The organism is Streptomyces sp. NPDC051173 (assembly GCF_040689515.1).
In the GTDB taxonomy this organism is placed as follows: domain Bacteria; phylum Actinomycetota; class Actinomycetes; order Streptomycetales; family Streptomycetaceae; genus Streptomyces.
Map to the genome: position 1 here is coordinate 184,531 of NZ_JBFBBD010000004.1, position 25,257 is coordinate 209,787.

General features: G+C 71.5%; 22 protein-coding genes. 5 read left to right on the top strand and 17 right to left on the bottom strand.

Translation table 11 applies throughout. The features are described from left to right. The first annotated feature begins 85 nt into the window (after positions 1–85). Positions 86–2,095, top strand: a complete 2,010-nt coding sequence (locus AB0435_RS04515; protein WP_366426183.1) for a TPM domain-containing protein — start codon at positions 86–88, stop codon at positions 2,093–2,095. A gap of 278 nt (positions 2,096–2,373) precedes the next feature. Here the strand turns inward: AB0435_RS04515 and AB0435_RS04520 are convergent, their stop codons facing one another. The 6 genes from AB0435_RS04520 to AB0435_RS04545 all read right to left on the bottom strand — a co-directional run bounded on the left by AB0435_RS04520 (position 2,374) and on the right by AB0435_RS04545 (position 7,655). Then, positions 2,374–2,868 carry a DUF3180 domain-containing protein gene (locus AB0435_RS04520; RefSeq protein WP_366005679.1) on the bottom strand — a complete coding sequence of 165 codons (495 nt, stop codon included), beginning with the start codon at positions 2,866–2,868 and terminating at the stop codon, positions 2,374–2,376. An 84-nt stretch (positions 2,869–2,952) separates the two neighbouring features. Beyond that, positions 2,953–3,546, bottom strand: a complete 594-nt coding sequence (folK, locus tag AB0435_RS04525) for a 2-amino-4-hydroxy-6-hydroxymethyldihydropteridine diphosphokinase (RefSeq protein WP_366426184.1) — start codon at positions 3,544–3,546, stop codon at positions 2,953–2,955. Further along, a complete protein-coding gene (gene folB / locus AB0435_RS04530) occupies positions 3,543–3,902 on the bottom strand; it encodes a dihydroneopterin aldolase (protein WP_366005681.1) in 360 nt (119 codons plus the stop codon). Before folB ends, folK begins: the two co-directional genes overlap by 4 nt. A gap of 327 nt (positions 3,903–4,229) precedes the next feature. Then, the gene (locus tag AB0435_RS04535) at positions 4,230–4,721 is read right to left on the bottom strand and encodes a nuclear transport factor 2 family protein (protein WP_366005682.1); all 492 of its coding nucleotides are present in this window, start codon (positions 4,719–4,721) and stop codon (positions 4,230–4,232) included. Further along, a complete protein-coding gene (gene folP, locus AB0435_RS04540; protein ID WP_366426185.1) occupies positions 4,718–5,647 on the bottom strand; it encodes a dihydropteroate synthase in 930 nt (309 codons plus the stop codon). Before folP ends, AB0435_RS04535 begins: the two co-directional genes overlap by 4 nt. Positions 5,648–5,804: 157 nt before the next feature. Continuing rightward, the gene (locus tag AB0435_RS04545) at positions 5,805–7,655 is read right to left on the bottom strand and encodes a phosphatidylglycerol lysyltransferase domain-containing protein (protein WP_366005684.1); all 1,851 of its coding nucleotides are present in this window, start codon (positions 7,653–7,655) and stop codon (positions 5,805–5,807) included. 167 nt (positions 7,656–7,822) lie between these two features. Here AB0435_RS04545 and AB0435_RS04550 point away from each other — a divergent pair, with 167 nt between their 5' ends. Beyond that, positions 7,823–8,941 (top strand): alpha/beta hydrolase-fold protein, encoded by a 1,119-nt coding sequence (locus AB0435_RS04550; RefSeq protein ID WP_366005685.1) that lies wholly within the window; start codon positions 7,823–7,825, stop codon positions 8,939–8,941. A gap of 84 nt (positions 8,942–9,025) precedes the next feature. On the opposite strand, the gene folE is transcribed toward AB0435_RS04550, so the two are convergent. The 6 genes from folE to dacB all read right to left on the bottom strand — a co-directional run bounded on the left by folE (position 9,026) and on the right by dacB (position 16,829). After that, on the bottom strand, positions 9,026–9,634 hold the full coding sequence (folE, locus tag AB0435_RS04555; RefSeq protein WP_366426186.1) for a GTP cyclohydrolase I FolE: 609 nt from the start codon (positions 9,632–9,634) through the stop codon (positions 9,026–9,028). A gap of 144 nt (positions 9,635–9,778) precedes the next feature. After that, positions 9,779–11,773, bottom strand: coding sequence for an ATP-dependent zinc metalloprotease FtsH (gene ftsH, locus AB0435_RS04560; RefSeq protein WP_366005687.1), 1,995 nt, complete (start codon positions 11,771–11,773; stop codon positions 9,779–9,781). Between the two features lie 247 nt (positions 11,774–12,020). After that, on the bottom strand, positions 12,021–12,560 hold the full coding sequence (gene hpt, locus AB0435_RS04565; RefSeq protein WP_102918723.1) for a hypoxanthine phosphoribosyltransferase: 540 nt from the start codon (positions 12,558–12,560) through the stop codon (positions 12,021–12,023). Between the two features lie 104 nt (positions 12,561–12,664). Then, positions 12,665–13,687, bottom strand: a complete 1,023-nt coding sequence (gene tilS / locus AB0435_RS04570; protein WP_366005688.1) for a tRNA lysidine(34) synthetase TilS — start codon at positions 13,685–13,687, stop codon at positions 12,665–12,667. 187 nt (positions 13,688–13,874) lie between these two features. Beyond that, positions 13,875–15,008, bottom strand: coding sequence for a zinc-dependent metalloprotease (locus tag AB0435_RS04575; RefSeq protein ID WP_366426187.1), 1,134 nt, complete (start codon positions 15,006–15,008; stop codon positions 13,875–13,877). 384 nt (positions 15,009–15,392) lie between these two features. Beyond that, entirely contained in the window at positions 15,393–16,829 is a 1,437-nt protein-coding gene (gene dacB / locus AB0435_RS04580) for a D-alanyl-D-alanine carboxypeptidase/D-alanyl-D-alanine-endopeptidase (protein WP_366426188.1), read from the bottom strand. Between the two features lie 144 nt (positions 16,830–16,973). On the opposite strand from dacB, the gene AB0435_RS04585 reads away from it, so the two are divergent. Further along, positions 16,974–17,471 (top strand): inorganic diphosphatase, encoded by a 498-nt coding sequence (locus AB0435_RS04585; RefSeq protein WP_045933001.1) that lies wholly within the window; start codon positions 16,974–16,976, stop codon positions 17,469–17,471. A gap of 123 nt (positions 17,472–17,594) precedes the next feature. On the opposite strand, the gene AB0435_RS04590 is transcribed toward AB0435_RS04585, so the two are convergent. Both AB0435_RS04590 and AB0435_RS04595 read right to left on the bottom strand, forming a co-directional pair. Continuing rightward, complete coding sequence (locus AB0435_RS04590; protein ID WP_366005691.1) at positions 17,595–19,265, bottom strand: threonine/serine exporter family protein; 1,671 nt, start codon at positions 19,263–19,265, stop codon at positions 17,595–17,597. A gap of 123 nt (positions 19,266–19,388) precedes the next feature. Continuing rightward, a complete protein-coding gene (locus AB0435_RS04595) occupies positions 19,389–20,120 on the bottom strand; it encodes a VTT domain-containing protein (protein WP_366005692.1) in 732 nt (243 codons plus the stop codon). Positions 20,121–20,344: 224 nt separating this feature from the next. On the opposite strand from AB0435_RS04595, the gene AB0435_RS04600 reads away from it, so the two are divergent. Beyond that, entirely contained in the window at positions 20,345–20,710 is a 366-nt protein-coding gene (locus AB0435_RS04600) for a YbjQ family protein (protein ID WP_301893448.1), read from the top strand. A gap of 106 nt (positions 20,711–20,816) precedes the next feature. Continuing rightward, the gene (locus AB0435_RS04605; protein WP_366005693.1) at positions 20,817–22,229 is read left to right on the top strand and encodes a glutamate decarboxylase; all 1,413 of its coding nucleotides are present in this window, start codon (positions 20,817–20,819) and stop codon (positions 22,227–22,229) included. Positions 22,230–22,238: 9 nt separating this feature from the next. On the opposite strand, the gene AB0435_RS04610 is transcribed toward AB0435_RS04605, so the two are convergent. From AB0435_RS04610 to AB0435_RS04620, 3 genes are all read right to left on the bottom strand, one after another. Continuing rightward, positions 22,239–22,844 carry a PadR family transcriptional regulator gene (locus AB0435_RS04610; RefSeq protein ID WP_366005694.1) on the bottom strand — a complete coding sequence of 202 codons (606 nt, stop codon included), beginning with the start codon at positions 22,842–22,844 and terminating at the stop codon, positions 22,239–22,241. 328 nt (positions 22,845–23,172) lie between these two features. Next, positions 23,173–23,709, bottom strand: coding sequence for a DinB family protein (locus tag AB0435_RS04615; RefSeq protein WP_366426189.1), 537 nt, complete (start codon positions 23,707–23,709; stop codon positions 23,173–23,175). Between the two features lie 78 nt (positions 23,710–23,787). Next, positions 23,788–25,245, bottom strand: coding sequence for an aldehyde dehydrogenase family protein (locus AB0435_RS04620; protein ID WP_366005696.1), 1,458 nt, complete (start codon positions 25,243–25,245; stop codon positions 23,788–23,790). Positions 25,246–25,257: the final 12 nt, after the last annotated feature.

Below are 25,257 nucleotides of genomic sequence, written 5' to 3' on the forward strand. Positions count from 1 at the left end.
GGCGCGAGCCGGGCGCGAATACGCTCCGTGGAGGGCTACGAGCTCCCGGTAGCGAGTCGGGCAGTACCGCCATACGCTCCCAAATGTGACACGGCTTTCCAGGCGGTACGGGCCGGGGGCGCCGGGCCGGGCCCGGGTCAGGGCTCCCCTCGCCCTCCTCACGCTGTGCGCGCTCACGCTCCCGGGCCCGGCCGCCCGCGCCGACACGCCCCTCGACCTGGACACCGGCGGCCGGATCACCGACACCGTCGGCGCGCTGGGCCAGCGCCGCTCGCAGGTCAACAGCGCCCTCAACCGGCTGCACACCGCCCACCACGTCCAGCTGTACGTCACCTACGTGCGCGACTTCTCCGGCCGCTCCGGGCACGACTGGGCGAACGCCACCGCCGACCGCAACGGCCTGGGCCCGCACGACGTGCTGCTCGCCATCGCCACCCACGAGCGGCAGTACGCGGTCTCCGCCGCCCCCGACTCCGGCTTCCGCCCGCAGCAGCTGAAGACCGTCTCCGCCACCGCCATCGCGCCCGCCCTGGCCCAGCACGACTGGGCGGGCGCGGCCATCGGCGCCGCCGAGGGCTACGGCGCCGTGCTCCAGGGCAAGCCGGTGCAGCTCCCCGCGATCTCACCGGGCAGCAGCGACCCGGGCGGCGACGGGCTCGTGCCGGGCCACCGCCGGGTGTGGCTGCCGGTGACGGTGGCCGTCCTGGCCCTGCTCACCGGCCTCTACCTCTGCTTCTGCTCCCGCCGGGCCGCCCACCGCCGCGCCGCCCGGCGGGAGCGGCCCACCGTCGCCACCTCCACCCCGCCCGGCCTCGCCCGATTGGCCCAGCCGCTCACCCCGCTGCCCGAACTGGAGGCCGAGGCCGCGCGCAACCTCGTCGAGACCGACGACGCGGTCCGCACGAGCGCCGAGGAACTCCTCTTCACCACGGCCCAGTTGGGCAAGTCGGCCACCCGCCCCTTCGCCGAGGCCGTCGCCTACGCGAGGAGCGAGCTCGCCTACGCCTTCCGGCTGCGACAGGGCCTGGACGACGCCCCGTACGAGGACGACGAGATCCGCCGCCGCACCCTGGACGAGATCTGCTCCCACTGCACCAGCGCCAACCGCCGGCTGGACGCGGAGTCCGGGGCCTTCGACCGGCTGCGGGCCCTGAAGGTCAACGCCACCGGCATCCTGGAGCACGCCGAGGAGATCGCGCGGGCGCTCGGGCCGCGCGTCGACACCGCGGAGGCCGCGCTGGCCTCGCTCGCCGACTGCTGCGCCAAGGCCGCGCTCTCCCCCGTGACCCGGCACCCCGCCGAGGCCCGTGACCGCCTCGCCTTCGCCACGGCGGGCCTGGCCGAGGCCCGCCGCTCCCTGGCGGAGGGCGACGCCGACGGCGCGGCGATCTCCCTGCGCGCCGCCGAGGCCGCCCTCGCGCAGGCCCGCACGCTCACCACCTCGGCGCTGCGCCGCGCCCGCGAGCTCACCGGCACGGCCGCCCGGCTGCCGGTCGCCCTGGCCGACGCGGAGGCGAGCCTGGCCGAGGCCCTGGCCACCGGCACGGCGGACGGCGGGCGGGTGGCGGACGCCGAACAGGCGCTGGCGGAGGCCCACCGGGAGATCGCGAGCGGGCGGTACGACCCGCGGGCGGTGCTGCGACGCCTCCAGGAGACCGCCGGCGTCCTCGACGCGGAGGCCGGTGCCCTGGCCGACGAGGGGCGCGCCCAGCGGCGCGTGGAGCGGGCGCTGAGCGCCGCGCGGAGCGAGGTCGCGGCGGCGCGGGACTTCATCGGCACCCACCGGGGCGCGATCGGCTGCCGCGCCCGCACCCGGCTGGCCGAGGCGGAACGCCATCTGGCCACGGCCCGCGCCCTGGTGCCCAGGGGCGGCCCGGCGGTCCTCCACGTGACCGGCGACGCGGACTCCCTGGCCCGCCAGGCGCGCGCCCTCGCCGAGCACGACGTCTCCGACTACGCCGCCCCGTACGACCCCCACGCCCCCCACCCGGCGCGCGCCCTGTGCGGCGCGCTCCTGGGCGGCATCATCCTGACGGGCCTCCTCCCGGCGACGTTCGGCGGCGGCGCGACGCGGGGGCGACTGGCGGCGGAGTGAGGCCTGTGCGGGTGCGCCGCGTGACCCCCTCTGCGGTGCGGGTTGTTGGCGCCTGCGGCGGGCTTTTTCCCCAGCCCCGCCCCTTCCCGAAACCGGGGGGACCCCGGACCCCAGCGCCCTCCGGGCGCGTCCTCAAACGCCGGACGGGCTGGTTTTCCAGCCCGTCCGGCGTTTGAGGACAACGCGGCGAAGCGTGTTGCGGGGGCCTGGGGGCTTGCCCCCGGTTTCGGGAAAGGGCGGGGCTGGGGAACAAGCCCACCGCAAGCGCCAGCAACCCCTCAAGCCCGAGCCGCCCCCGGCCCCTCCTCTTCGTCGTCGTCCTCCGGCAGGCGGCAGACCCGCTCCAGGAAGAACGCCGCCACCATGACGCAGACGGCCGCGAGCACCGACACCCCGGCGTAGATCGTCTGGTCCCGGCGGGCCGGGTTGTTGTCCAGGCCGGCCAGCAGCAGGAACGCGCCCACGCCCCCGTACATGCCCCCGACCAGGGCCGCCACCAGCGCGCTCGCCTGGCCGAAGACCACCGCGCGGGCGGCCACCAGGGGGTCGACGCCCTTCGCGCCGGGGCGCCGCTCGCGCTGCGCCCGCAGCCGGGCGCGCAGCGAGAGCGCCGTCGCGGCCAGCACGACGGCGATGACGGCCAGCACGATGGGCGCCGCCACGGGCACGCTCGGCAGTGTGCCGAAGGCGTCCCACAGCCGGGCTCCCGCCCAGGACACCACCCCGGCCACGACGAACAGCCCGGCCAGCACCCTGACCCGCAGTTGCTTCACCGGTCAGCTCCTCCGTGAGCAGATCGCGGAGCGGACCGCTCCGCGCCCTCGCTCCTCATCTCGTACGTTTCCTCGGCCGGGCGCCTACTCGGGCAGCCGGAGTTCCAGGTCTACCCGGGGTGCGACCCCTTCGAGCCCGACCTGGGCAAGCAGCTCGACGACCGCGCCGTGCCCCGGGACCACGGCCTCCGGGTCCACGTCGTGCCACGGCGCCAGCACGAAGGCGCGCTCGTGGACGCGCGGGTGCGGCAGCGTGAGGACGGGGTCGTCGGAGAGGACGTCCTGATAGCTGACGATGTCGACGTCGAGCGTCCGCGGGCCCCACCGCTCGTCCCGCACCCGCTCGAAGGCTTCCTCGATCGCGTGCCCGCGCTCCAGCAGGGAGTCCGGCGGGAGGGTGGTCTTCACCAGGACGACGGCGTTGAAATACGCCGGCTGGGTGCCCGGCTCGACGCCCCACGGCTCCGTCTCGTACACCGGGGAGACCGCTTTGACCCGCAGGCCGGGCGTGTCCTCCAGCGCGTCGATCGCGCCCTGGAGGGTCTCCAGGCGGTTGCCGAGATTGCTGCCCAGCGAGATCACGGCCCGCTTGGGGTTGCTCAAGGTCACATCGGCGGCGTCCACCTGCTCCACCACGGAGGCGGGCACCGGCTGCACGGTCGGGTCGCTGCTGCTCATACTCGGCTCCGCGTAATAGTGATCGTCACATCGTCAAAAGGCACGGTGATGGGGGCGTCGGGCTTGTGCACCACGACCTCCACCTCCCGCACCGCTTCGTGCTTCAGACACACCTGGGCGATCCGCTCGGCGAGGGTCTCGATCAGGTCGACGGGCTCGCCCTGGACGACGTCGACCACCTCCTCCGCCACCACGCCGTAGTGCACGGTCTTCGTGAGGTCATCGGTGGCCGCGGCGGGCCGGGTGTCCAGGCTCAGCACCAGGTCCACGATGAAGGTCTGGCCCTCCTCGCGTTCCCGGGGGAAAACCCCGTGGTGCCCGCGGGCCTTCAGGCCGCGCAGCGCGACACGATCCACACGAATCACTCCTGCTGGTCGTCGGTATGGCGAGTGCGTACCGGCACCGCCGGCACATCGCCCGTCCCCCCGTCGGCCGGGGTACCCACTTCGAATCTACCTGCGAGCACCGACAGCGCTCGCACCCGGACGCCATGGTGCGCTGCCGATACGCGACGACATGTACGGATGTTCACGGATGCCAAAGAACGTTACGGACAGGGAATCGCGGGGCCCCCGGGCGGTCGCGCGGCGCTTACCCCCGGACCCGTGCCTCACCCCTACCCGACCGCCGGGCACCCCGAACGAGTGGCTCGGCGCATTCCCGTGCTGACGTCCGGCCGGCCGTCACGCCCCCTCCGGACCGTTCGTGCCCTCCCTGTCCTCCGGGCCCTCCTCGTCCTCGTCCTCACGCCCCGCGAGCACGGGCGAGCCGTGGTGCGACCACACCTTCCACTCGTCGCCCACCCGGCGGAAGGTGTTGGTCGCCACGACCAGCTGGCCCACCAGCGGCCCGAGCTCGCCCTCCGTCTCGGACGGGCCGCCGCTGAGGATGTTCTCGGTGCAGGTCACCAGCGCCGTGTCACCGGCCACCGCGACCTCGACGTCCGTCAGGAAGAACTGGATGTAGTCGGTGCTCGCCATGATCAGCGCATACGAACGGAGCACCTCGCTCCGCCCGCGCAGCACCGGCCACCCCGGGTGCACGCAGGACACCTCGGTCCCGGGGTCGTCCAGCCACAGCTGCCCCATGGCCACCGTGTCGCCGCGCTCCACCGCCTCGTAGAGCGCGGTGTTCGCCAGCTCGACCCGCTCGCTGTCCGTACGGGCCGTGCTCACTCGGCCCCCTCGGCGCCCGGGGCGCCCGCCGCCTCTGCCACCATCGCCACCCCCGCCGTCTCCGCCGCCAGGTCCACGGCGCGCACCACCCGCACCGCGTCGGCGCTGGCCCGTACCTCGTGCACCCGCACCGCCCACGCGCCCTCGCGCGCGGCGATCGTCGACACCGCGGCCGTCGCCGCGTCCCGCTCCCGCGCCGGGGGCGGGCTGCCGCCGTCGTCACCGGCCAGCACGCGGCCGAGGAAGCGCTTCCGGGAGGCGGCCACCAGCATCGGCAGCCCCAGCTCCCTGCGGAGCCTGGCCAGCTGGGCGACCAGGGCCAGGTCGTGGTCCGCGGTCTTCGCGAAGCCCAGGCCGGGGTCGACGACCAGCCGCTCCGGGGCCACTCCGGCGGCGACCACGGCGTCCAGCCGCTGCCGCAGCTCGCCGAGGACCTCGCCGACCACATCGCCGTAGACCGCCCGGCTGTTCATGCCCTCGCTGAAACCGCGCCAGTGCATCACCACGAACGGCACCCCGGCGGTGGCCACCACCGGCACCATCGCCGGGTCCGCCATGCCGCCGCTCACATCGTTGACCAGCACCGCGCCCGCCTCGACGGCCGCCTCCGCGACCGAGGCGCGCATGGTGTCCACGGACACCACCACCCCTTCGGCCGCCAGCCCGCGGACCACCGGGATCACCCGGCGCAGCTCCTCGCGCTCGTCCACCCGGGCCGCACCCGGGCGGGTCGACTCGCCGCCCACGTCGACCAGGTCGGCCCCCTGGGCGGCCAGGTCCAGACCTCGCTTGACCGCCCCTTCGGTGTCGAACCAACGGCCGCCGTCGGAGAACGAGTCGGGCGTGACGTTGACCACGCCCATCACCGCACAGCGGTCCCACTCCGGCAGACCGACCGGCCCGAATCGACCACGCAACGCACTCATGCCACCAGCCTAGGGCGTGCGGTGAAGGGCGCGCCGCCTGCCCGTTGGCCGAGCTGCGCGTTGCCGTCGCCGGGCGCGGCACGGCCGCCGCATACGGGCGGGGCCCCGCCCGGCAGCTCTTCGCTGCCGGACGGGGCCCCGGGCCTCCGCCGTACGGTCACGCGGCGCGCGTGACCTCCGCGGCCGAGACCTTCTCCTCGTCCATGAACTCCTTGGGCTCCGCCGGGCGGCGGCGCAGCAGGCGCGGCAGCTCCAGGAAGCCCTCCGCCTGCATCATCGCGAAGCCGATGCGCGGCAGGTCGCGGTTGTTCGGGAAGACGATGAAGCGGGGCTCCCAGCGGGGCCGGAACTTCTCGTTGAACTTGTACAGCGACTCGATCTGGAACCAGCGCGAGAGGAAGACCAGCACCGCGCGCTGGACGCGGACGACCGGGCCGGCGCCGAGCTTCCCGCCGCGCTCCAGGGCGGAGCGGAAGAACGCGAAGTTCAGCGACAGGCGCTTGATCTTCAGGTCGGGCGCGGCCTGGAGGAAGGCGACGATGAGGAGCTCGTTCATGCCGGGGTCGGCGCTGCGGTCGCGGCGCATCAGCTCCAGCGACTGGCCGTCCGGGCCCCAGGGCACGTAGTGCTGCATGGCCTGCAGGTCGCCGAAGGGACCGGGCTCCTCGCCCTCCCCCGGCGCCTTGTGGGCGGTGGCGATGACGGCGTCGAGGTCCTTGGGGTCGCCGATGCGGCCCAGGGCCATCGAGAAGCCGCGCTCGTCCTCGGTGTCGCGCCAGGCCTCGGCGGCCTGCTGGACGGCGGTCAGCTCCTCGGGGCTGAGCTCGCCGACACGGCGCACCTTGGTCTCGTAGCCGTTGCGCTCGATGCGCTTGACCATCTGGCGGACGTTGCGCATCGCGCGCCCGGTGAGGGAGAAGTCGTCGACGTCGACGATGGCCTCGTCGCCCATCTCCAGCGCGTCCAGACCGGTCTCGCGGGTCCAGACCTCGCCACCGGTCTCGCTGCAGCCGGCGACGGCGGGGGTCCAGGAGTGGCGCTTGGCCAGCTCCATGAACTTCTCGATCGCGCCCGGCCACGCCTCGACGTCACCGATCGGGTCACCGCTGGCGAGCATCACACCGGAGACGACGCGGTAGGAGACGGCGGCCTTGCCCGACGGGGAGAAGACGACGCTCTTGTCGCGGCGGAGCGCGAAGTGGCCGAGCGAGTCGCGCGCGCCGTGCTTGGCGAGCAGCTCGCGCAGCCGGTCCTCGTCCTCCTCGGTGAGGACCGCGGCCGGGTACGCCGGGCGGAAGGCGAGGTAGGCCGTGGAGGCGACGGTCAGCAGGCCCAGGGCGCCGAGGGAGTAGCCGACGGTGTAGTCGACGTGGTCGGTGTAGCGGATCGAGCCCTCGAAGCCGAAGAGGCCCCAGATCACGTGCTCGATCTGCTCGAGGACGGAGGGGTCGCCGACCATGTGCTTGTACTGCGAGCCGACGATGATCCAGCCCAGGGTGAAGCTGACGCCACCCATGATGATGAAGTTCGCCACCGCCTTCCAGCGGCTGCGCGGGTCGGGCAGGGCCGTGAAGGAGGGCTTGTGCCAGACCAGGTAGGCGAAGAGCGCCAGCGAGCAGATCGTGCCGATGACCGAGTGCCGGTAGATCAGCTGGGCGGCCGCACCGACCGGCAGGACGACGACGGCGGCGACCCAGGCCCGCTTCTTGGCCCGGATGAGGCCGTGGGCCAGCATCAGCATGAGGATGCCGACGACGATGGAGCCGGCCGCGGCGAGCTGGGTCACGGTGCCGGGGAGGACCTCGGCCCAGGTGTGGACCTTGCTCAGGCGGAACCGCGGGAAGACGCCGGCCGCGAGGTTCATCAGGCCGATGATGATGCCGACCCATCCCACCACGGTCGGCACGTTCTCGGGCCGTGGCCCCTTGGCGATACGCGCAAGCCTCGAAGGTCGCTTGGTTCCCTCGGGAACCCCATCGGACTTTTTGCCATCTACCCTGACAGACATCTCTTCCCGTCGTCCTGTCGAGTGGTCCTGCGCCTTCTGGCGGCAGCGCCCGGACAATGTGCGCCCTGTAGGACGACGGTTTCGGGGTTGAGGTTCCGCCGGGGGCCGAGCCCGGAAAGAAGTAACCATTCCGCGGCCCGCGTCGGCCGCTCGGCAGAAAGCACCTCATGGGTCTCACCAGCATGGCGGTTCTGCTGCTTGCCATAGCGGCGGCGGTAGTGCTCTTCGCGTTGACCATTTGGCTCTGGCCCCGTCTGGGCAAGAAGAGCGTCGGGTCGGTCCTGGGCCGGTTCGGCATGATGCTCGCCACCCAGCTGACGCTGTTCGCCGCGATCGGCCTCTGGGCGAACCAGTCCTTCGGCTTCTTCGCCTCCTGGGCGGACCTCTTCGGTATGGAGAAGGGCCAGGGCGTCGTCGTCGACCACAGCGCCGGCAGCAAGCCGGTCGAGGTCCTCGGCATCCAGCAGGTGAAGGGCCACGGCTCGGTGCCCTCGATCGCGGGCAAGGTCGAGAAGGTCAACATCAAAGGGTCCGAGTCCAAGATCGTGAGCCCGGCGTTCGTCTACCTCCCGCCGGAGTACTTCCAGCCGCAGTACGCCCACAAGACCTTTCCCGCCTCGGTCGTCCTGACTGGCTTCCCCGGCACCGCCGAAGCCCTGATCAAGGGCCTGCACTACCCGCAGGAGGCGCAGAAGCTCGCCAAGGCGAAGAAGATGCAGCCCACCATCCTGGTGATGATGCGCCCGACGGTCGCCCCGCCCCGCGACACCGAGTGCATAGACATACCCGGCGGCCCGCAGACCGAGACCTTCTTCACCAAGGACCTGCGCAAAGGGCTCTCCGAGCAGTACCGCATCGGCATGAAGGCCGCGAACTGGGGCGTGATCGGTGACTCCACCGGTGGCTACTGCGCACTGAAGTTCGCCATGCGTCACCCGGACTCCTACGGCGCCGCCGCCGCCTTGTCCGGCTACTACGAGGCCGCCCAGGACGCCACGACCGGCAAGCTCTTCGGCGACGGCCCGCAGAAGAAGAAGCTGGAGAAGGAGAACGACCTGATGTGGCGGCTGAAGAACAAGCCGCTGCCGCCCGTCTCCCTCCTGGTGACCAGCAGCAAGCAGGGCGAGCACAACTACGGGGACACCCTGAAGTTCATCGACGGGGCCAAGCAGCACCCCACCCGCGTCTCCTCGATGATCCTGGAATCCGGTGGCCACAACTTCAACACCTGGCGCCGTGAGATCCCCGGCACCCTCCAGTGGATGGGCAGCCGCCTCAGCGCCTGACCCCCGCCGCACACAGCGAAGCCGCCCGTCACGACCGAGGTCGTGACGGGCGGCTTCGTTTTCCGCGGCCCGCGTTCTCGCGTCTCAGCGGGAGGACATGATCAGGCTCATGGCCTCGGCGCGGGTCGCGGCGTCGCGCAGCTGGCCGCGTACGGCCGAGGTCAGCGTCTTGGCGCCGGGCTTGCGGATGCCCCGCATCGACATGCACATGTGCTCGCACTCGACGACCACGATCACACCGCGCGGCTCCAGGATCTCCATCAGCGAATCCGCGATCTGCGTGGTGAGCCGCTCCTGGACCTGCGGGCGGCGGGCGTAGACGTCCACCAGGCGGGCCAGCTTCGACAGACCCGTGATCTTGCCGCTGGTCGCGGGGATGTAGCCGACGTGCGCCACACCGTGGAACGGCACCAGGTGATGCTCACAGGTGCTGTAGACCTCGATGTCGCGGACGAGCACCATCTCGTCGTGCCCGATGTCGAAGGTCGTGGTCAGCACCGACTCCGGCTGCTGCCACAGCCCGGCGAATATCTCCTTGTACGCACGAGCCACGCGCGCCGGCGTCTCGCGGAGCCCCTCACGATCGGGGTCCTCACCCACCGCGATCAGCAGCTCACGGACGGCGTTCTCGGCCCGCTTCTCGTCGAATGCGCCGATGGAGCTCTCGGCGTCCAGCGTCACCGGGTCGGTCATGGAGTTGCCTCGTTCTCTCATGCGTACGTACGGGCCGACGGCGGCCACGATGCGGAAAGCCGCGCCCCCCAGGCTAATAACCTGGGGGGCGCGGCATCCATTCCGGGCTCTGTGATGTGCCCGGGTCCAGCTGTTGTTCCCGGCTCAGAGCTCCGGGCGGGTGTCGTCCGGGAGGTCGACCTGCTCCACGGGCTGGCCGCCGTTGCTCGGTGCGAGCTCCTTGGGGGAGAGCACCGGCGGGCGGGTGGAGGGCGTACGGCGCGAGGAACCGGTCCACGCCGGGCGGGCCGGGCGCTTCACGATGTGCTTGAAGACCTCGGCGATCTCCTCCTTGTTCAGCGTCTCCTTCTCCAGGAGGGCCAGAACCAGGTTGTCGAGGACGTCGCGGTTCTCGACGAGGATCTCCCACGCCTCGTTGTGCGCGGTCTCGATGAGCTTCTTGACCTCTTCGTCGACCAGGGCCGCGACCTCTTCGGAGTAGTCGCGCTGGTGCGACATCTCACGGCCCAGGAACGGCTCGCTGTTGTCCGAGCCGAACTTGATCGCGCCGAGCCGCTCGGTCATGCCGTACTGCGTGACCATCGCGCGGGCCGTGGCCGTGGCCTTCTCGATGTCGTTGGCCGCACCGGTGGTCGGGTCGTGGAAGACGAGCTCCTCGGCCGCGCGGCCGCCCAGCATGTACGCCAGCTGGTCGAGCATCTCGTTGCGCGTGGTGGAGTACTTGTCCTCGTCGGGCAGGACCATGGTGTAGCCGAGCGCGCGGCCGCGGGACAGGATCGTGATCTTGTGCACCGGGTCGGAGTTCGGGGACGCCGCCGCGACCAGGGCGTGACCGCCCTCGTGGTAGGCGGTGATCTTCTTCTCCTTGTCGCTCATGATCCGGGTCCGCTTCTGCGGTCCGGCCACGACACGGTCGATCGCCTCGTCCAGGGAGTGGTTGTCGATCAGCTTCTTGTCGCTGCGCGCGGTGAGCAGCGCCGCCTCGTTCAGCACGTTCGACAGGTCCGCACCGGTGAAGCCGGGCGTACGACGGGCGACAGCGCCCAGGTCGACGTCCGGGGCGACCGGCTTGCCCTTCTGGTGAACCTTGAGGATCTCCAGACGGCCCTGCATGTCCGGGCGGTCGACGGCGATCTGCCGGTCGAAGCGGCCCGGGCGCAGCAGCGCCGGGTCGAGGATGTCCGGGCGGTTCGTGGCGGCGATCAGGATGACGCCGCCCTTCACGTCGAAGCCGTCCATCTCGACCAGCAGCTGGTTGAGGGTCTGCTCGCGCTCGTCGTGACCGCCGCCGAGGCCCGCGCCACGGTGCCGGCCGACGGCGTCGATCTCGTCGACGAAGACGATGGCCGGGGCGTTGGCCTTGGCCTGCTCGAAGAGGTCACGGACGCGCGAGGCGCCGACACCCACGAACATCTCGACGAAGTCGGAGCCCGAGATCGAATAGAAGGGGACGCCCGCCTCGCCGGCGACGGCGCGCGCGAGCAGGGTCTTGCCCGTACCGGGCGGGCCGTAGAGCAGGACGCCCTTGGGGATCTTGGCTCCCACGGCCTGGAACTTCGCCGGCTCCTGGAGGAACTCCTTGATCTCGTGGAGTTCCTCGACCGCCTCGTCCGACCCGGCCACATCGGCGAAGGTCGTCTTCGGGGTGTCCTTGGTGATCAGCTTGGCCTTGGACTTCCCGAAGTTCATGACTCGGGAGCCGCCGCCCTGCATCTGATTCATCAGGAAGAGGAAGACCACGACGATCAGGACGAACGGCAGCAGCGAGAGCAGTACCCCGATGAAGGGGTTCTGCTTCGACGTCGAGACGTTGTAGCCGTCGGAGATCTGCTTGGAGTCGGCCTTGGCCTGCAAGGTCTTGGCGAGGTCGACGCCCTGGTCGCCGATGTAGTTCGCCTGGATCTTGCCGCTGCCCTTGACCTTCTGGCCGTCCTTGAGCTCGACCTTGATCTTGTTCTCGTCGCCGGTGGTCAGCTCGGCCGATTTCACCAGGTCCTTGTTGATCGCATTGACGACCTGGCTGGTGTCCACCGACTTGTAGCCGCCGGACGAGCCGACGACCTGCATCAACACGACCACGGCGAGGACGGCCAGCACGATCCACATGACCGGCCCACGGAAGTAGCGCTTCACGTCCATCCATACGGGGCGCGAGCGCCCCGTCCCTCCTGCCACAGTGAGGCACGGCCGCCCCTGTCAGGGGGTGCGTGCGTACGGTGTTCTGCTCGACCTTGAAAAAGATTGAAAAGACTGACCTTCGGACGGTACCCCAGCATTGTCACCCGACGCCGCCGCAGGCGGTCAACCAACCCGCCTTCCCATGCTCCAACGGCGGGAACCACCAGTCGGTTCCCGCACGCGTGGGAGTCCCGTCCGGGCCTGGGCCCTAGCCGCCGTAGACGTGCGGCGCGAGCGTGCCCACGAAGGGCAGATTGCGGTACTTCTCGGCGAAGTCGAGGCCGTAACCGACGACGAACTCGTTCGGGATGTCGAAGCCGACCCACTTCACGTCGATGGCGACCTTGGCCGCCTCCGGCTTGCGCAGGAGGGTGACGACATTGAGGGAGGCGGGCTCCCGCGAGCCGAGGTTCGACAGCAGCCAGGACAGCGTCAGGCCGGAGTCGATGATGTCCTCGACGATCAGGACATCCTTGCCCTTGATGTCGGTGTCGAGGTCCTTGAGGATCCGGACCACACCGGAGGACTGGGTGCCCGCGCCGTACGAGGACACGGCCATCCAGTCCATCGTGAGGGGGGTGGACAGCGCGCGCGCCAGGTCCGCCATCACCATCACGGCGCCCTTGAGGACACCGACGATGAGCAGGTCCTTGCCCGCGTACTCCGCGTCGATCTTCGCCGCCAGCTCCGCCAGCTTCGCGTCGATCTCTTCCTTGGTGATGAGCACCGACTTGAGGTCGGTGCCCATGTCCTTGTCGTCCACCCGCGCCACTCTCGTTCGTTGAAGGCTCGTCCGGCTCTGTCTCATCCGGCCTGTTCGAGGCGAGTCGTGCTCGTTCGCACTCGTTCGAATCAGCCCTGCCGAAGGACCAGTCTGCCACCCTGCCTGCGGACCGCGACGCGCCCGGGCAGATTGATGGCCCCCTGACCGCGCCAACCGGTGATCAGCCGGTCGACTTCCTCGATGTGCCGGGCGAAGAGCGAACCGGCCGGTGCGCCCGCCGAGATGACCGCGCGGCGCAGCACCCGGCGGCGGACGGCGGGGGGCAGGGCGAACAGCTTCGCGGCCTCCAGGGCGCCGCTGTCGTCCCGCACGGAGGGCTCGACGGCGGCGGCCCAGCCGTCGAGCGCGTCGGCGTCGTCACGCGAGAGCTGGGCGGTGCGGGCGAGGGCCTCGACCACGCCCTTGCCGAGTGCCTTCTCCAGGACGGGCAGTGCTTCGTGGCGGACCCGGGAACGGGTGTAGGCGGGGTCGACGTTGTGCGGGTCGTCCCAGACGGGGAGCGACTGGACCATGCACGCCTTGCGGGCCGTCTGGCGGTCCAGGCCGAGGAAGGGCCTGCGGTAGCGGCCGCCGACGCCGGAGGCGACGGCCATGCCGGACAGCGAGCGGATGCCGGAGCCGCGGGCGAGCCCGAGGAGCACGGTCTCCGCCTGGTCGTCGCGGGTGTGGCCGAGCAGGATCGCGGCGGCTCCGTGCCGCTCGGCGACGGCGTCCAGGGCGGCGTAACGGGCGTCGCGGGCGGCGGCCTCCGGACCGCCTTCCCTGCCGACGGAGACGGCGACGGCCTCGACGGGGTCGAGGCCGAGGGCCGTCATCCTGCTGACGACCTCGGCGGCGCGGATGTCGGAGCCGTGCTGGAGGCCGTGGTCGACGGTGACTCCCCCGGCCCTGATGCCGAGCTTGGGCGCCTCGAAGGCCAGGGCGGAGGCCAGGGCCATGGAGTCGGCGCCGCCGGAGCAGGCGACCAGGACGAGCGGGGACCGCTCGGCGGGGGTGGGGGGTACGGATGCGGGTGTGGTGGGGGTGAGGACGTCGTGAAGTACGCGGCGGACCGCCAGGCGTATCGCGGCGACCGCGGGATGTGGACCCATGTCCGTGTGTCCAATCGTTCCATATGGAGATGGTCGGAGCTGCGCGAGCTTCGAGCCTCAGTCACGCTGTGTGCGTCGATGGTGACAGAAGCGAGCCATTACCCGAGCATCGCACGCCCACCCCTGGCTCACGGTCCCTCGGACGGGTGATTACGGAAGCGTTCTACCCGGAGGTGGAGCGTCCGCTTCAGGATTCCGTCTTTCCGTGCACCCGCGCGACCCAGTCCGCCGGTTTGGCGATCTCCGTCTTGGTCGGGAGGGTGTTCGGGGACGTCCAGACCCGGTTGAAACCGTCCATACCGACCTGGTCGACGACCGCTCGTACAAACCGCTCGCCATCACGGTACTGCCGCAGCTTGGCGTCCAGCCCCAGCAGCTTGCGCAGCGCCGCGTCCAGCCGCCCCGCGCCGGTCGCGCGGCGCTGCTGGAACTTCTCCCGGATCTCCGTCACCGACGGCACGACCGCCGGGCCCACACCGTCCATCACATAGTCCGCGTGCCCCTCCAGCAAGGACATCACCGCCGTCAGCCGGCCGAGGATCTCGCGCTGCGCGGGCGTCTGGACCAGATCGACGATGCTGCGCCCGCCCTCCTCCTCGTCCTGCGGCGGCCTGCCGCCCGCCAGCGACTGCGCGGCCTCCCGCACCCGCTCCAGCAGCGTCGCCGGGTCGACCTCCGTCTCGCCCAGGAACGCCTGGATCTCGCCCTCGATGTGATCGCGCAGCCAGGGCACCGCCGTGAACTGCGTGCGGTGCGTCTCCTCGTGGAGGCACACCCACAGCCGGAAGTCGTGCGGATCCACGTCCAGTTCGCGCTCCACGTGGACGATGTTCGGCGCCACCAGCAGCAGCCGTCCGCCCACTGCCGCGCCCGGCAGGTCGCGGGTGGCGGGCGCGAACGTCTCGTACTGCCCGAGCACCCTGGACGCCAGGAACGACAGGAGCATGCCCAGCTCCACGCCGGTCACCTTGCCGCCGACCGCGCCGAGCACCGCGCCGCCCGGGACGTTGGCCCGGCGGTCCGACATCTTCTCCAGCAGCGGGCCGAGCAGGGCGCGGAAGCCGGCGACGTTCGCCTTGATCCAGCCCGCCCGGTCCACGATGAGCACCGGGGTGTCGTGCTCCCCGCCCTCTGACGCCGGCGGCGTCATCCGGGTGAACGCCCGGACGTGCTCCTCCGACGTCTTCGCGTGCCGCCTCAGCTCCGCGACGACCTCGCGGGCCGCGTCCCGGCCGATCTCCGGGCCCGGCCGCACGAGCCTCGTCGCGGTCGCGACCGCGAGCTTCCAGTCGACCATCTCCGCACCACCGATGCTCGTCATGGCTTCACCGTACGTGCTGCGCACGGCTGGCGGTTAGGGGTTCCCTGCGGTGGGGTTCCCATGCGGCTGCGGCTGCGGCGGGCTCGTTCCCCTGCCCCGCCCCTTCCCAGCTGCGTCTGATGTGCGGCTCCGCCGCGTGGGGGCTCCGCCCCGGGCCCCTTGTCTGCGGGCCGGTTGGCGCCTGCGGCGCTTTGTTCCCCAGCCCCGCCCCTTCCCGAAACTGGGGCTCCGCCCCAGACCCCGGGCTGCGGGCCGGTTCGCCGCCTACGGCGGGAGCGGCCTGCGGCCGCGTCCTCAAACGCCGGACGGGCTGAATTCGCTGGACACGGTCCGCACAATCCAGCCCGTTGAGGCACCTCCCAGCAGCAGCTGGGGGAAAAGCAGTCAGCCCCCGCAGCCGCAGCCCGCCACCGTCGTCGCCATGCGGTCCAGGACCCGCTGCGCCGCGTCGGCGTCGCTCGTGCCGGAGGCCATGAAAGCGAACGTCAGGAGGCGGCCGTCCGCGGAGACCGCCGTGCCGGCGAGTGTGTTCACCCCGGTCAGCGTGCCCGTCTTCGCGCGGACGGTCCCGCGGCCCGTCTCCTCGTCCGCGTACCGGCCGCTCAGCGTTCCGGTGAAACCGGCGACCGGCAGACCCGTCAGGACCGGGCGCAGCCCGGGGTGGGCGGGGTCGGCGGCGCGTACGAGCAGTTGGGCCAGGAAGGCCGCCGAGACCTGGTCCGCGCGGTCGAGGCCGCTGCCGTCGGCGATGCGGGCGCCCGGCAGGCCGAGCTTGTCGAGGTGTTCGGTGACCGCCTTCGCCGCGCCCTCGAAGCTCGCGGGCTGCCCGGAGGCGAGGGCGGCCTGCCGGGCGAGGGCCTCGGCGATGTCGTTGTCGCTGTTGGTGAGGGCGCGTTCGACCAGCGCGCCCAGCGGCGGGGAGGAGACCGCGGCGATGCGTTCCGCTTTCGCCCCGGCCGTGCCCTGGGTCACCTCGCCGTCGACCTTGACGCCCTGCTCGCCAAGCAGCTCCGCGAACTTCCGGGCCGCGTCGCCGGCCGGGTCGGCGGACCGGGCGGCGGGTCCGTGGTCGGAGTCGTCGAGGCGGCCCTCGTCGGTCATCAGGGCGCTGACGGGCGCGATGTTCTCGTTGGGGCCGATGACGTGCAGGGGCGGCCCGGAGTAGAGCGAGGTGTCGTACGCGACCTTGGTGTGGTCGGTGCCGCGTTCCTTCAGCTTGCGCGCGGTGGCCTCCGCGAGGGCCTGGAGGCTCGCGGGCTGCTGCGGTCCCGCCGTGGCCCGGTGGGCCGTGAGCGTGGGGTCGCCGCCGCCCACGAGCACGATGCCGTCGCCGCCCGCCACGACCGTGGTGTCGATCCGGTGGTCCGGCCCGAGCGCGGCGAGCGCCGCCGCCGCGGTGGCCGGTTTGATCGTCGAGGCGGGGGTGTAGGCGGTGTCGGGCGCGGAGCCGTAGAGCTGCCGGCCGGTGGCGGCGTCGTACACCGCCGCCGACCGGTCTGAGCCGAGCGCGGCGTCCTTCAGCAGCGGTTCGAGCACGGCGGCGAGGCCGTCCCGGGTCGGTTCCTGCGCGGTGGCCCGGCCGCCGAGGGCGGCGAGGACGGGCGGCGCGGTGGGCACCGGCGGCCCGGCACGACGGCCGTCGCCGCGCGCCGTACCGGCGGCCGCGCGGTCGTGCTCGGCCTTGCGCTGGCCGGACTCCCAGGGCCCGGAAGCCCCCACCGCGCCCGCCGCGGCGACGAGGCCGGCCATGGCCGACACCGCGACGAGCCGTACGGTCCTGCGCCGCTCCAGCGGGGTGTTCCGCCACCACTCACGCACCACGGACCAGCCCCTTTCGCCACCACACACCTGCGTGAGAGACACTTAATCACTGCGCCTTGCCGCGAGCATGGCACCCGCTGTAGCCACCCGCCCGGGAGGACACAGCATCATCGGACGTATGTGTTGATCATGGAGGAGCCACCCGTGGAGTTCGACGTCACCATCGAGATCCCGAAGGGTTCGCGGAACAAGTACGAGGTGGACCACGAGACCGGTCGCATCCGTCTGGACCGCCGACTCTTCACCTCGACCAGCTACCCGGCCGACTACGGCTTCGTCGAGAACACCCTGGGTGAGGACGGCGACCCGCTGGACGCGCTCGTCATCCTCGACGAGCCGACCTTCCCGGGCTGCCTTATCAAGTGCCGCGCCATCGGCATGTTCCGTATGACGGACGAGGCCGGCGGCGACGACAAGCTGCTGTGCGTCCCGGCGAACGACCCGCGCGTCGAGCACCTGCGCGACATCCACCACGTGTCGGAGTTCGACCGCCTGGAGATCCAGCACTTCTTCGAGGTCTACAAGGACCTGGAGCCGGGCAAGTCCGTCGAGGGCGCCGACTGGGTCGGCCGCGCCGAGGCCGAGGCCGAGATCGAGGCGTCCTACAAGCGCCTGGAGGCCGCGGGCGGCTCGCACCACTGAGTGGTGCCGATGTTCGACTGACGTACGCGCGGTTCCCGAGTGCCCCCAGGGCACCGGGGCCGCGCGTTCGTCGTTCCGGAAGCGTTCCGGGAGGCGGGCCGAGAAGGCGTTCCGGAGGGCCTTCTAGAAGCCGCGGGTCCGCTTCGCCGCCCGGCGGGACGCCGCCGCTCCCGGGACCCTGATGAACAGGCGTGCCGTCTCCGAGCCCAGGTTCACCCCGATGGCGATGGCCAGCGCCAGCGCCGCCGCCTTGGTCAGGCTGGAGATGCCGGCGCTCATCTCGTTCCTCGCGAAGTTCAGCAGCGCGAAATACGTCGCGCTACCCGGCAGCAGCGGCCCGATCGCCGCCGTGACGTACGGCAGGGCCGACGCGTAGCGGTAGCGGGACAGCAGCTGGCCGAAGAGGCCGACGAGCCCGGCGGCGATGGCCGTGGCGGGCACCGGGTCGAGCTTGGCGGTGTCGGCGAGGGCCGCGTAGATCACCCAGGCCACGCCGCCGTTGAGGGTGGCCGCCAGGACGGTGTTGCGCTCCTGCTGGAGCAGCACCGCGAAGGAGAAGGCCAGCAGCATCGCGGCGATGATCTGGATCAGCGGCCGCTCCTGGTGTTGCAGCGCCGCCTCGGGGTTCAGCGTTCTGCCGCCGATGTGCACGCCTCCGTAGAGGACGACCAGGACTCCGCAGACGATGCCGACGATGAGGTAGCCGACTTCGAGCAGCCGGGCCGCGGCGGTGATGTAGTAGCCCGTCAGGCCGTCCTGTACGCCCGCCACGAGCGCCCGTCCGGGGATGAGGGCGAACAGACCACCCGTGATGACCGCCGAGGCCTGTACGTGCGCCTGTCCGGCGCTGAGGGCCACGCCCATCGCGGCGGGCGGCATGGCCGCGGCGACGAACTGATAGAACTCCGGCAGCCCGCGCCCGGACGCCAGCCATGCCAGCCGGTCGCCCAGCATCGCGCCCGCTGCCGCCGCCAGGAAGACGAGGGCCCCGCCGCCGACCAGCATGCTCGCCGCGCCGGCGAGCAGCCCGGAGGCGGCCGTGAGCGCCCAGCCCGGGTAGGGGTGGCGGTTGCGGCGTATTTCGGCGAGGCCGCGGTACGCCTCCTCCAGGGTCAGCCCGCGCGAGGTGATCTCATGGACGAGCCGGAAGACGGCGGAGAGCCGGTTGTAGTCGGTGCCGCGGCGGCGCACGGTGCGGCTGGCCGTGACGGGGTCGTCTGTCAGGGACGGCTGGTAGCTGACCGACAGCAGGGTGAAGGTGACGGTGGGCTCGCAGCGCCCGAGGCCGTAGGCGTGCGCGACGCCGAACATCGCCGCTTCCACGTCCTCCGCGCCCTCGCCGCCCGCTAGCAGCAGCTCGCCGATGCGCAGGGTCAGGTCGAGCACGCGGGGTACGGGCGGGCCGGGCTCGTCGGGCTTCTCCGCGCGCTCGGGCACGGGCCGCTCTCCGACCGGCATGCGCAGCATCGTGCGCATCCGGTCCTGCCAGGGCGCCTCCTTGGTGAGGCTGACCTTGGGTATGCCGTGCGGCGGGGTGAAGGCGGCATAGGGCGTGCCCTGGGTGGTGCTGGGGCTCACGGTACCCGCAGGGAGGGTGAAGGCCGAGCCTTCGGGCTCGCTCTCGGGCTCTGCCGCCACGCCCTCCGGAACAGCGAATTCCGATGTGGGGTGCTCGTCCTCGGGCGGACCGGGCAGCGGTACGCCCAGGGGTGGGGTGAACGCGCTGCGCGCCTCGTCGGACTGCGGCTTCCGGTCCTCGACCGGGTCCGCACCACCCCGCTGCCGATCAGCCACCACACGCTCCTCGCACGCCTCCTGCCGCTGCTACGGCCACCATGCCTGATGGGTGTCCCAGGTGCCCAGTGGGGGCCCCGTCATGCGTGCGGCGGCAGGAGAAATCAGGAGAAATACGGGGCGTCAGCGCTTGGCGTGACGGCCGCGCGGGGCCGGACGGCCGTCGTAGGGGGGCATGGGCGCGCCTGGGGCGCCGGGCACGCCCGCGGGGCCGGAGAGGGGAGCGGGCGCCTTCTTCGCCTTGGAGCGGGCGCGCAGCAGCTCGATGGCGACCGGGACCACCGAGATCAGCACGATGGCGACGAGGATCAGCTCGATGTGCTTGTTGACGAAGTCGACCTTGCCGAGGGCGGCGCCCAGCAGGGTGACCCCGGCGCCCCAGAGGCAGCCGCCGATGACGTTGAAGATCAGGAAGGAGCGGTAGTTCATCCGGCTCACGCCGGCGATGATCGGCGTGAACGTCCGGATGATGGGCACGAAACGCGCCAGGACCAGCGACTTCGGGCCGTACTTCTCGAAGAATTCGTGCGCCTTCTCCACGTTCTCCTGCTTGAAGAGGCGGGAGTCGGGGCGCTTGAAGAGCGCGGGGCCGACCTTGCGGCCGAAGAGATAGCCCGCCTGGTCACCGAGGACGGCGGCGAGCACGACGAGCAGGGCGACCAGCCACAGGGGCTTGTCGATCTGGTTCGTGGTGACGAGCAGGCCGGTGGTGAAGAGCAGCGAGTCACCCGGCAGGAAGAACCCGATCAGCAGGCCGGACTCCGCGAAGACGATGGCCAGGACGCCGATCAGACCGAACTGGTCGATCAGGTAGTTCGCGTCGAGCCACTGCGGGCCGAGCGCGAGTGTGGTCATGGGGGACACGGTGACGGCTCCTGGGTCGAGGGCGCAGGCTCGTGCGAGGCCCGGGCACAGGCGGGGTGACGGGGAAGTGCGGCCCCAAAAGTACAACGTGACCGCCTGGCCCCCGGTTCCAGAGTGCCACGAAGCACACCGGCCCCCGGCCGGGCTCAACCGCGCCGCCCCGGCATGCGTCCCGGCCGGTGTACGGCAAAACTGCACACACGGAGGTGGATGCGATGGGCATCGAGGAGTACGGCGGCGGACAGTCCCAGACCGATGTGCTGGTGGTCACGACGAACGACGTGCCGGGTTACAAGGTCGACCGGGTCATCGGCGAGGTCTTCGGCCTGACCGTGCGCTCCCGGCACGTCGGCAGCCAGATCGGCGCCGGGCTGAAGTCCTTGATCGGTGGTGAGCTCAAGGGCCTGACCAAGACCCTCGTGGAGACCCGTAACCAGGCGATGGACCGCCTCGTGGAGCAGGCCCGGGCGCGCGGCGCGAACGCGGTCCTGATGTTCCGCTTCGACGTGACGGAGGCGGCGGACGTCGGCACGGAGGTCTGCGCATACGGCACCGCGGTCGTCATCTCCCCCCGGGCGTGACGCCGGAGGTCCCGGTTCCCGGCGCGGGGCGGCGGTGCCCCCTCACCCTCGCGGGTGGCACCGTCCCCAGCGTGGCGCGCCCGCGCCGGTGGTAGGCATCAACGCCATGGCACTGCACAGAGGCGCCGGCAAGGCGACGGAACGCGGCTACGCGGTCAATCCCTTCTACGGTGAGGCCGACCCCGTCGGCGGGATGGCGGCCGAGCCACCGCGGGAGGCACTGCCCGACGGGCCGATGTCACCGCACGCGGCGTACCAGTTCGTCCACGACGAGCTGATGCTGGACGGCAATTCCCGGCTCAACCTGGCCACCTTCGTCACCACCTGGATGGAGCCGCAGGCCGGTGTGCTGATGGCCGAGTGCCGGGACAAGAACATGATCGACAAGGACGAGTACCCGCGTACCGCGGAGCTGGAGAAACGCTGCGTGCGGATGCTCGCCGACCTCTGGCACGCGCCCGGCCCCGCCGCCGTCGTCGGCTGCTCGACCACCGGGTCGAGCGAGGCGTGCATGCTCGCCGGGCTGGCCTTCAAGCGGCGCTGGTCGCTCGCGAACGCCGGACGCTCCTCTTCCGCCGACGCCCGGCCGAATCTGGTGATGGGCGCGAACGTGCAGGTCTGCTGGGACAAGTTCTGCGCCTTCTGGGAGGTCGAGGCGCGCCAGGTGCCGATGGAGGGCGAGCGCTTCCACCTCGACCCCGAGGCGGCCGCCTCGCTCTGCGACGAGAACACGATCGGCGTCGTGGCCGTCCTGGGGTCGACGTTCGACGGGTCGTACGAGCCGGTGGCCGACCTGTGCGCGGCACTGGACGCGCTCCAGGAGCGTACGGGCCTCGACATCCCCGTCCACGTGGACGGCGCCTCCGGGGCGATGGTCGCGCCCTTCCTGGACCCCGGTCTCGTGTGGGACTTCCGGCTGCCGCGCGTCGCGTCCGTGAACACCTCGGGGCACAAATACGGGCTGGTCTATCCGGGCGTCGGGTGGGCGCTGTGGCGGGACGCCTCCGCGCTGCCCGAGGAGCTCGTCTTCCGGGTCAACTATCTGGGCGGCGACATGCCCACCTTCGCACTGAACTTCTCCCGTCCGGGCGCGCAGGTGGCCGCGCAGTACTACACCTTCCTGCGCCTGGGGCGCGAGGGATACCGCGCCGTGCAGCAGAACGCGCGTGACGTCGCCTGCCGCCTCGCCCGGCACATCGAGGAGCTGGGCGACTTCCGCCTGCTGACGCGCGGCGACGAGCTGCCCGTATTCGCATTCACGACGACCGACAGCATCACGCGATACGACGTCTTCGACGTGTCACGGCGCCTGCGGGAGCGCGGCTGGCTGGTGCCCGCCTACAGCTTCCCGCCGAACCGGGAGGATCTGTCAGTCCTTCGGGTCGTCTGCCGCAACGGCTTCTCGCACGACCTGGCGGACCTCTTCCTGGACGACCTGCGCTCGCTGCTGCCCGAACTGCGCCGCCAGCCAGGCCCCTTGGACCGCCCGGAGAGCGTCGCCACGGCGTTCCACCACTGACGGTCCCCGTCAGCCGCCGGAGGGGTTGCCGGAGGGGTTGAGGCCCTCCCAGGGGTCGCCCTCGTCGGCCATCACATAGGCGCCGGCCTCCAGCCGCCCGATCAGGCCCAGGGCCCACTCCTCGCCGCTCTCGGCGGTGTGGACCCACATGCTCCTGATCTCACCGATGTGCCCCCAGTCCTCCCCCTCCCCCGGCGTCCAGTGCAGGCGGATCTCCTCACGCCAGGCGCGCAGCGACTCGACCCGCCGCTTCAGCAGGGCGATGGCCTCGGCGCGCGGCAGGTCGACCATGAAGCCGATGCCCGCGGTCACCATGTCGACCTTCTGACCGGGCGAGGAGAGCGCTTCCCGCAGCAGCCGGAAATACTCCCGCTCGCCCTCCTCCGTCAGCTCGTACTCCGTACGGGGCGGGCCGCCGGCCTCGCTCGGCGCGGTGTCGTGCGCGATCATCAGCCCTTGCGTGGCCATGGACTTGAGGGCGTGGTAGATCGACCCGGGCTTGGCGTTCGACCACTCGTGGGCGCCCCAGAACTCCAGGTCGCTGCGGACCTGATAGCCGTGGGCCCGTCCGTGCTGCCGGACGGCGCCCAGCGTCAGTAGCCGGATCGCCGACATGGGTTCCTCATTCCGGGGGTGTGCGGCTTGCTGCCGCCCAGCCTAGGGTGCGGGTTGGCTGCGCCTGCGGCGGGCTTGTTCCCCAGCCCCGCCCCTTCCCGAAACTGGGGGCAAGCCCCCAGACCCCCGCAACACGCTTCGCGCGTTGTCCTCGAACTCCCCCAGCTACCGCTGGGAGGTGCCCCCAACGGGCTGATTTCAGCCCGTCCGGCGTTTGAGGACACGCGGCGCAGCCGCGTTGGGGTCCGGGGTCTCCCCGGTTTCGGGAAGGGGCGGGGTGGGGGAAAGCCCGCCGCAGGCGCAACGCACCCGCCGAACGAACCGCCCCTCAGTCCCCCCGCGACTCCGCCACCAACTCCAGCGCCGTCCGCCCGTCCAGCGACTCGCGGATCACATCCGCGTGCCCCGCATGCCGGGCGAGCTCCTCCACCAGGTGCAGCAACAGCCACCGCATCGAGACGGAAGAACCCGGCGGGAACCACGGCGCATCCGGCAAGGGGAACGTGTCCGAGAGGCTCGGTACGGAGTGGATGAAGCGCGCGGTCTCCTCCGCCACCTCCTCCCACCGGGCGAGCACGCCCGCCACGCTCTCGCCGTCGAGCAGCCGGAAGCTGTCCGCCCACGTCTCCGGGGTGCGATGGAGCTCCGGCAGCCTCTGCGCCCGGTGCACCCACCCCTCCTCGACCTCCACGACGTGCTTGAGGAGCCCGGCCGGCGACATCTCGCTCGCACTGGGCTTGCGCGCCGCCTGTTCCTCGCTCAGGCCGAGTACCGACCGGCGCAGCGCGCCCCGCTGGGCCTCCACGAACGCCAGCAGCGTGGCGCGTTCGTCGGTCGGGTCCTTCTCGATCACCAGCGTCACCATGGGATCCACCCTCTCGTCGTCACCGATGCCTTCACCGTAGAAGGCAACGCGGACAGCACGGGTCCTACATCCCGCGCGTCAGAACGGGAATCTGCTGCGCCCGTGCTGGATCGAGATCCACTTGGTGGTCGTGAAGACGTCGACCATCGAGTCGCCGTTCAGCCGCCCGACCCCCGAGTTCTTCTCGCCGCCGAAGGGCACGATCGCCTCGTCGTGGACCGTCCCGTCGTTGACGTGGATCATCCCGGTGTCGATGCGCTTGGCGACGCGTACGCCCCGCTCGATGTCCCGCGTGTGGACGGCGCCGCTCAGCCCGTAGGGCGTGGCGTTCGCGATCCGGACGGCCTCCTCCTCGCCGTCGAAGGGGATGAGCAGGGCGACCGGCCCGAAGATCTCCTGCGTCAGGACCGGCGAGTCGGCCGGGAGCCCCGTGAGCACGGAGGGTGCGACCAGCGTGCCGTTCGTCTCGCCCCGTACGAGGGCGGTCGCGCCGTCCGCGACGGACTGGTCCAGCAGGGTGTTGATGGCGTCGGCCTGACCGGCGTTGATCAGCGGGCCGATATGGGTGGCCGGATCGCCGGGGTCGCCGACCTTCAGGGACTTGACCTTGGCGACGAACTTCTCGGTGAACTCCGCCTCCACGGAACGGTCCACGAGCACCCGGTTGGCCGCCATACAGACCTGCCCCTGGTGGATGAAGCGGCTGAAGACGGCCGCGTCCACGGCGTAGTCCACGTCCGCGTCGTCGAGGACGATCAGTGCGCTGTTGCCGCCGAGCTCCAGGACGGTCCGCTTGAAGTGCGAGGCGGCGACGGTGGCGACGTGCCGGCCGACCTTGTCCGAACCGGTGAAGGAGATCACGCGGGGCACGGGGTGCTCGATGAGCGCGTCCCCGATCTCCGCGATGTCGGTGACCACGACGTTGAGCACCCCGGCGGGCAGCCCCGCTTCCTCGAAGACCTTGGCCACCAGCCCGCCGCCGCATATCGGCGTGTTCTGGTGCGGTTTGAGGACGACGGCGTTGCCGAGGGCGATCGCGGGCGCGACGGACTTGATGGACAGCAGGAAGGGAAAGTTGAAGGGGCTGATCACCCCGACGACCCCGACCGGCAGCCGGTAGAGGCGGTTCTCCTTGGTGTCGTCCGGCGACGGCAGGATGCGTCCCTCGGCGCGGAGCGCGAGGTGCAGTGCCTCGCGCAGGAACTCCCGCACCAGGTGCAGCTCGAAGGCCGCCTTCACGGCCGTCCCGCCGCACTCCGCGGTGATCGCGGCGGACAGCTCGGGCTCCCGCTCGTCGATCACCCGCAGCGCCCGCTCGAAGACGAGCCGCCGGGTGTACGGATTGGTGGCGCCCCACTCCTTCTGGGCGCGCTCGGCGGCGCGGTACGCCTGGTCGATCTCGTCCACGCCGGCCACCGTGATGGAGGCGAGCTTCTCCCCGTCGTAGGGGTTGAAGTCGACAATGTCCCAGGAGCCGGTGCCGGCCCGCCATTCGCCGTCGATGTACTGGAACGCCAACTCGTCGAAGTAGGACATGCGCCATCCCTG

Coding starts and splice junctions, on each gene's coding strand:
- folK (WP_366426184.1), bottom strand. CDS start 3,546: ATGAGCAGCAGCGACCCGACCGTGCAGCCGGTGCCCGCCTCCGTGGTG.
- folP (WP_366426185.1), bottom strand. CDS start 5,647: ATGAGTGCGTTGCGTGGTCGATTCGGGCCGGTCGGTCTGCCGGAGTGG.
- AB0435_RS04545 (WP_366005684.1), bottom strand. CDS start 7,655: ATGTCTGTCAGGGTAGATGGCAAAAAGTCCGATGGGGTTCCCGAGGGA.
- AB0435_RS04550 (WP_366005685.1), top strand. CDS start 7,823: ATGGGTCTCACCAGCATGGCGGTTCTGCTGCTTGCCATAGCGGCGGCG.
- folE (WP_366426186.1), bottom strand. CDS start 9,634: ATGACCGACCCGGTGACGCTGGACGCCGAGAGCTCCATCGGCGCATTC.
- ftsH (WP_366005687.1), bottom strand. CDS start 11,773: ATGGACGTGAAGCGCTACTTCCGTGGGCCGGTCATGTGGATCGTGCTG.
- hpt (WP_102918723.1), bottom strand. CDS start 12,560: ATGGGCACCGACCTCAAGTCGGTGCTCATCACCAAGGAAGAGATCGAC.
- tilS (WP_366005688.1), bottom strand. CDS start 13,687: ATGGGTCCACATCCCGCGGTCGCCGCGATACGCCTGGCGGTCCGCCGC.
- AB0435_RS04575 (WP_366426187.1), bottom strand. CDS start 15,008: ATGACGAGCATCGGTGGTGCGGAGATGGTCGACTGGAAGCTCGCGGTC.
- AB0435_RS04595 (WP_366005692.1), bottom strand. CDS start 20,120: ATGACCACACTCGCGCTCGGCCCGCAGTGGCTCGACGCGAACTACCTG.
- AB0435_RS04600 (WP_301893448.1), top strand. CDS start 20,345: ATGGGCATCGAGGAGTACGGCGGCGGACAGTCCCAGACCGATGTGCTG.
- AB0435_RS04605 (WP_366005693.1), top strand. CDS start 20,817: ATGGCACTGCACAGAGGCGCCGGCAAGGCGACGGAACGCGGCTACGCG.
- AB0435_RS04610 (WP_366005694.1), bottom strand. CDS start 22,844: ATGTCGGCGATCCGGCTACTGACGCTGGGCGCCGTCCGGCAGCACGGA.
- AB0435_RS04615 (WP_366426189.1), bottom strand. CDS start 23,709: ATGGTGACGCTGGTGATCGAGAAGGACCCGACCGACGAACGCGCCACG.
- AB0435_RS04620 (WP_366005696.1), bottom strand. CDS start 25,245: ATGTCCTACTTCGACGAGTTGGCGTTCCAGTACATCGACGGCGAATGG.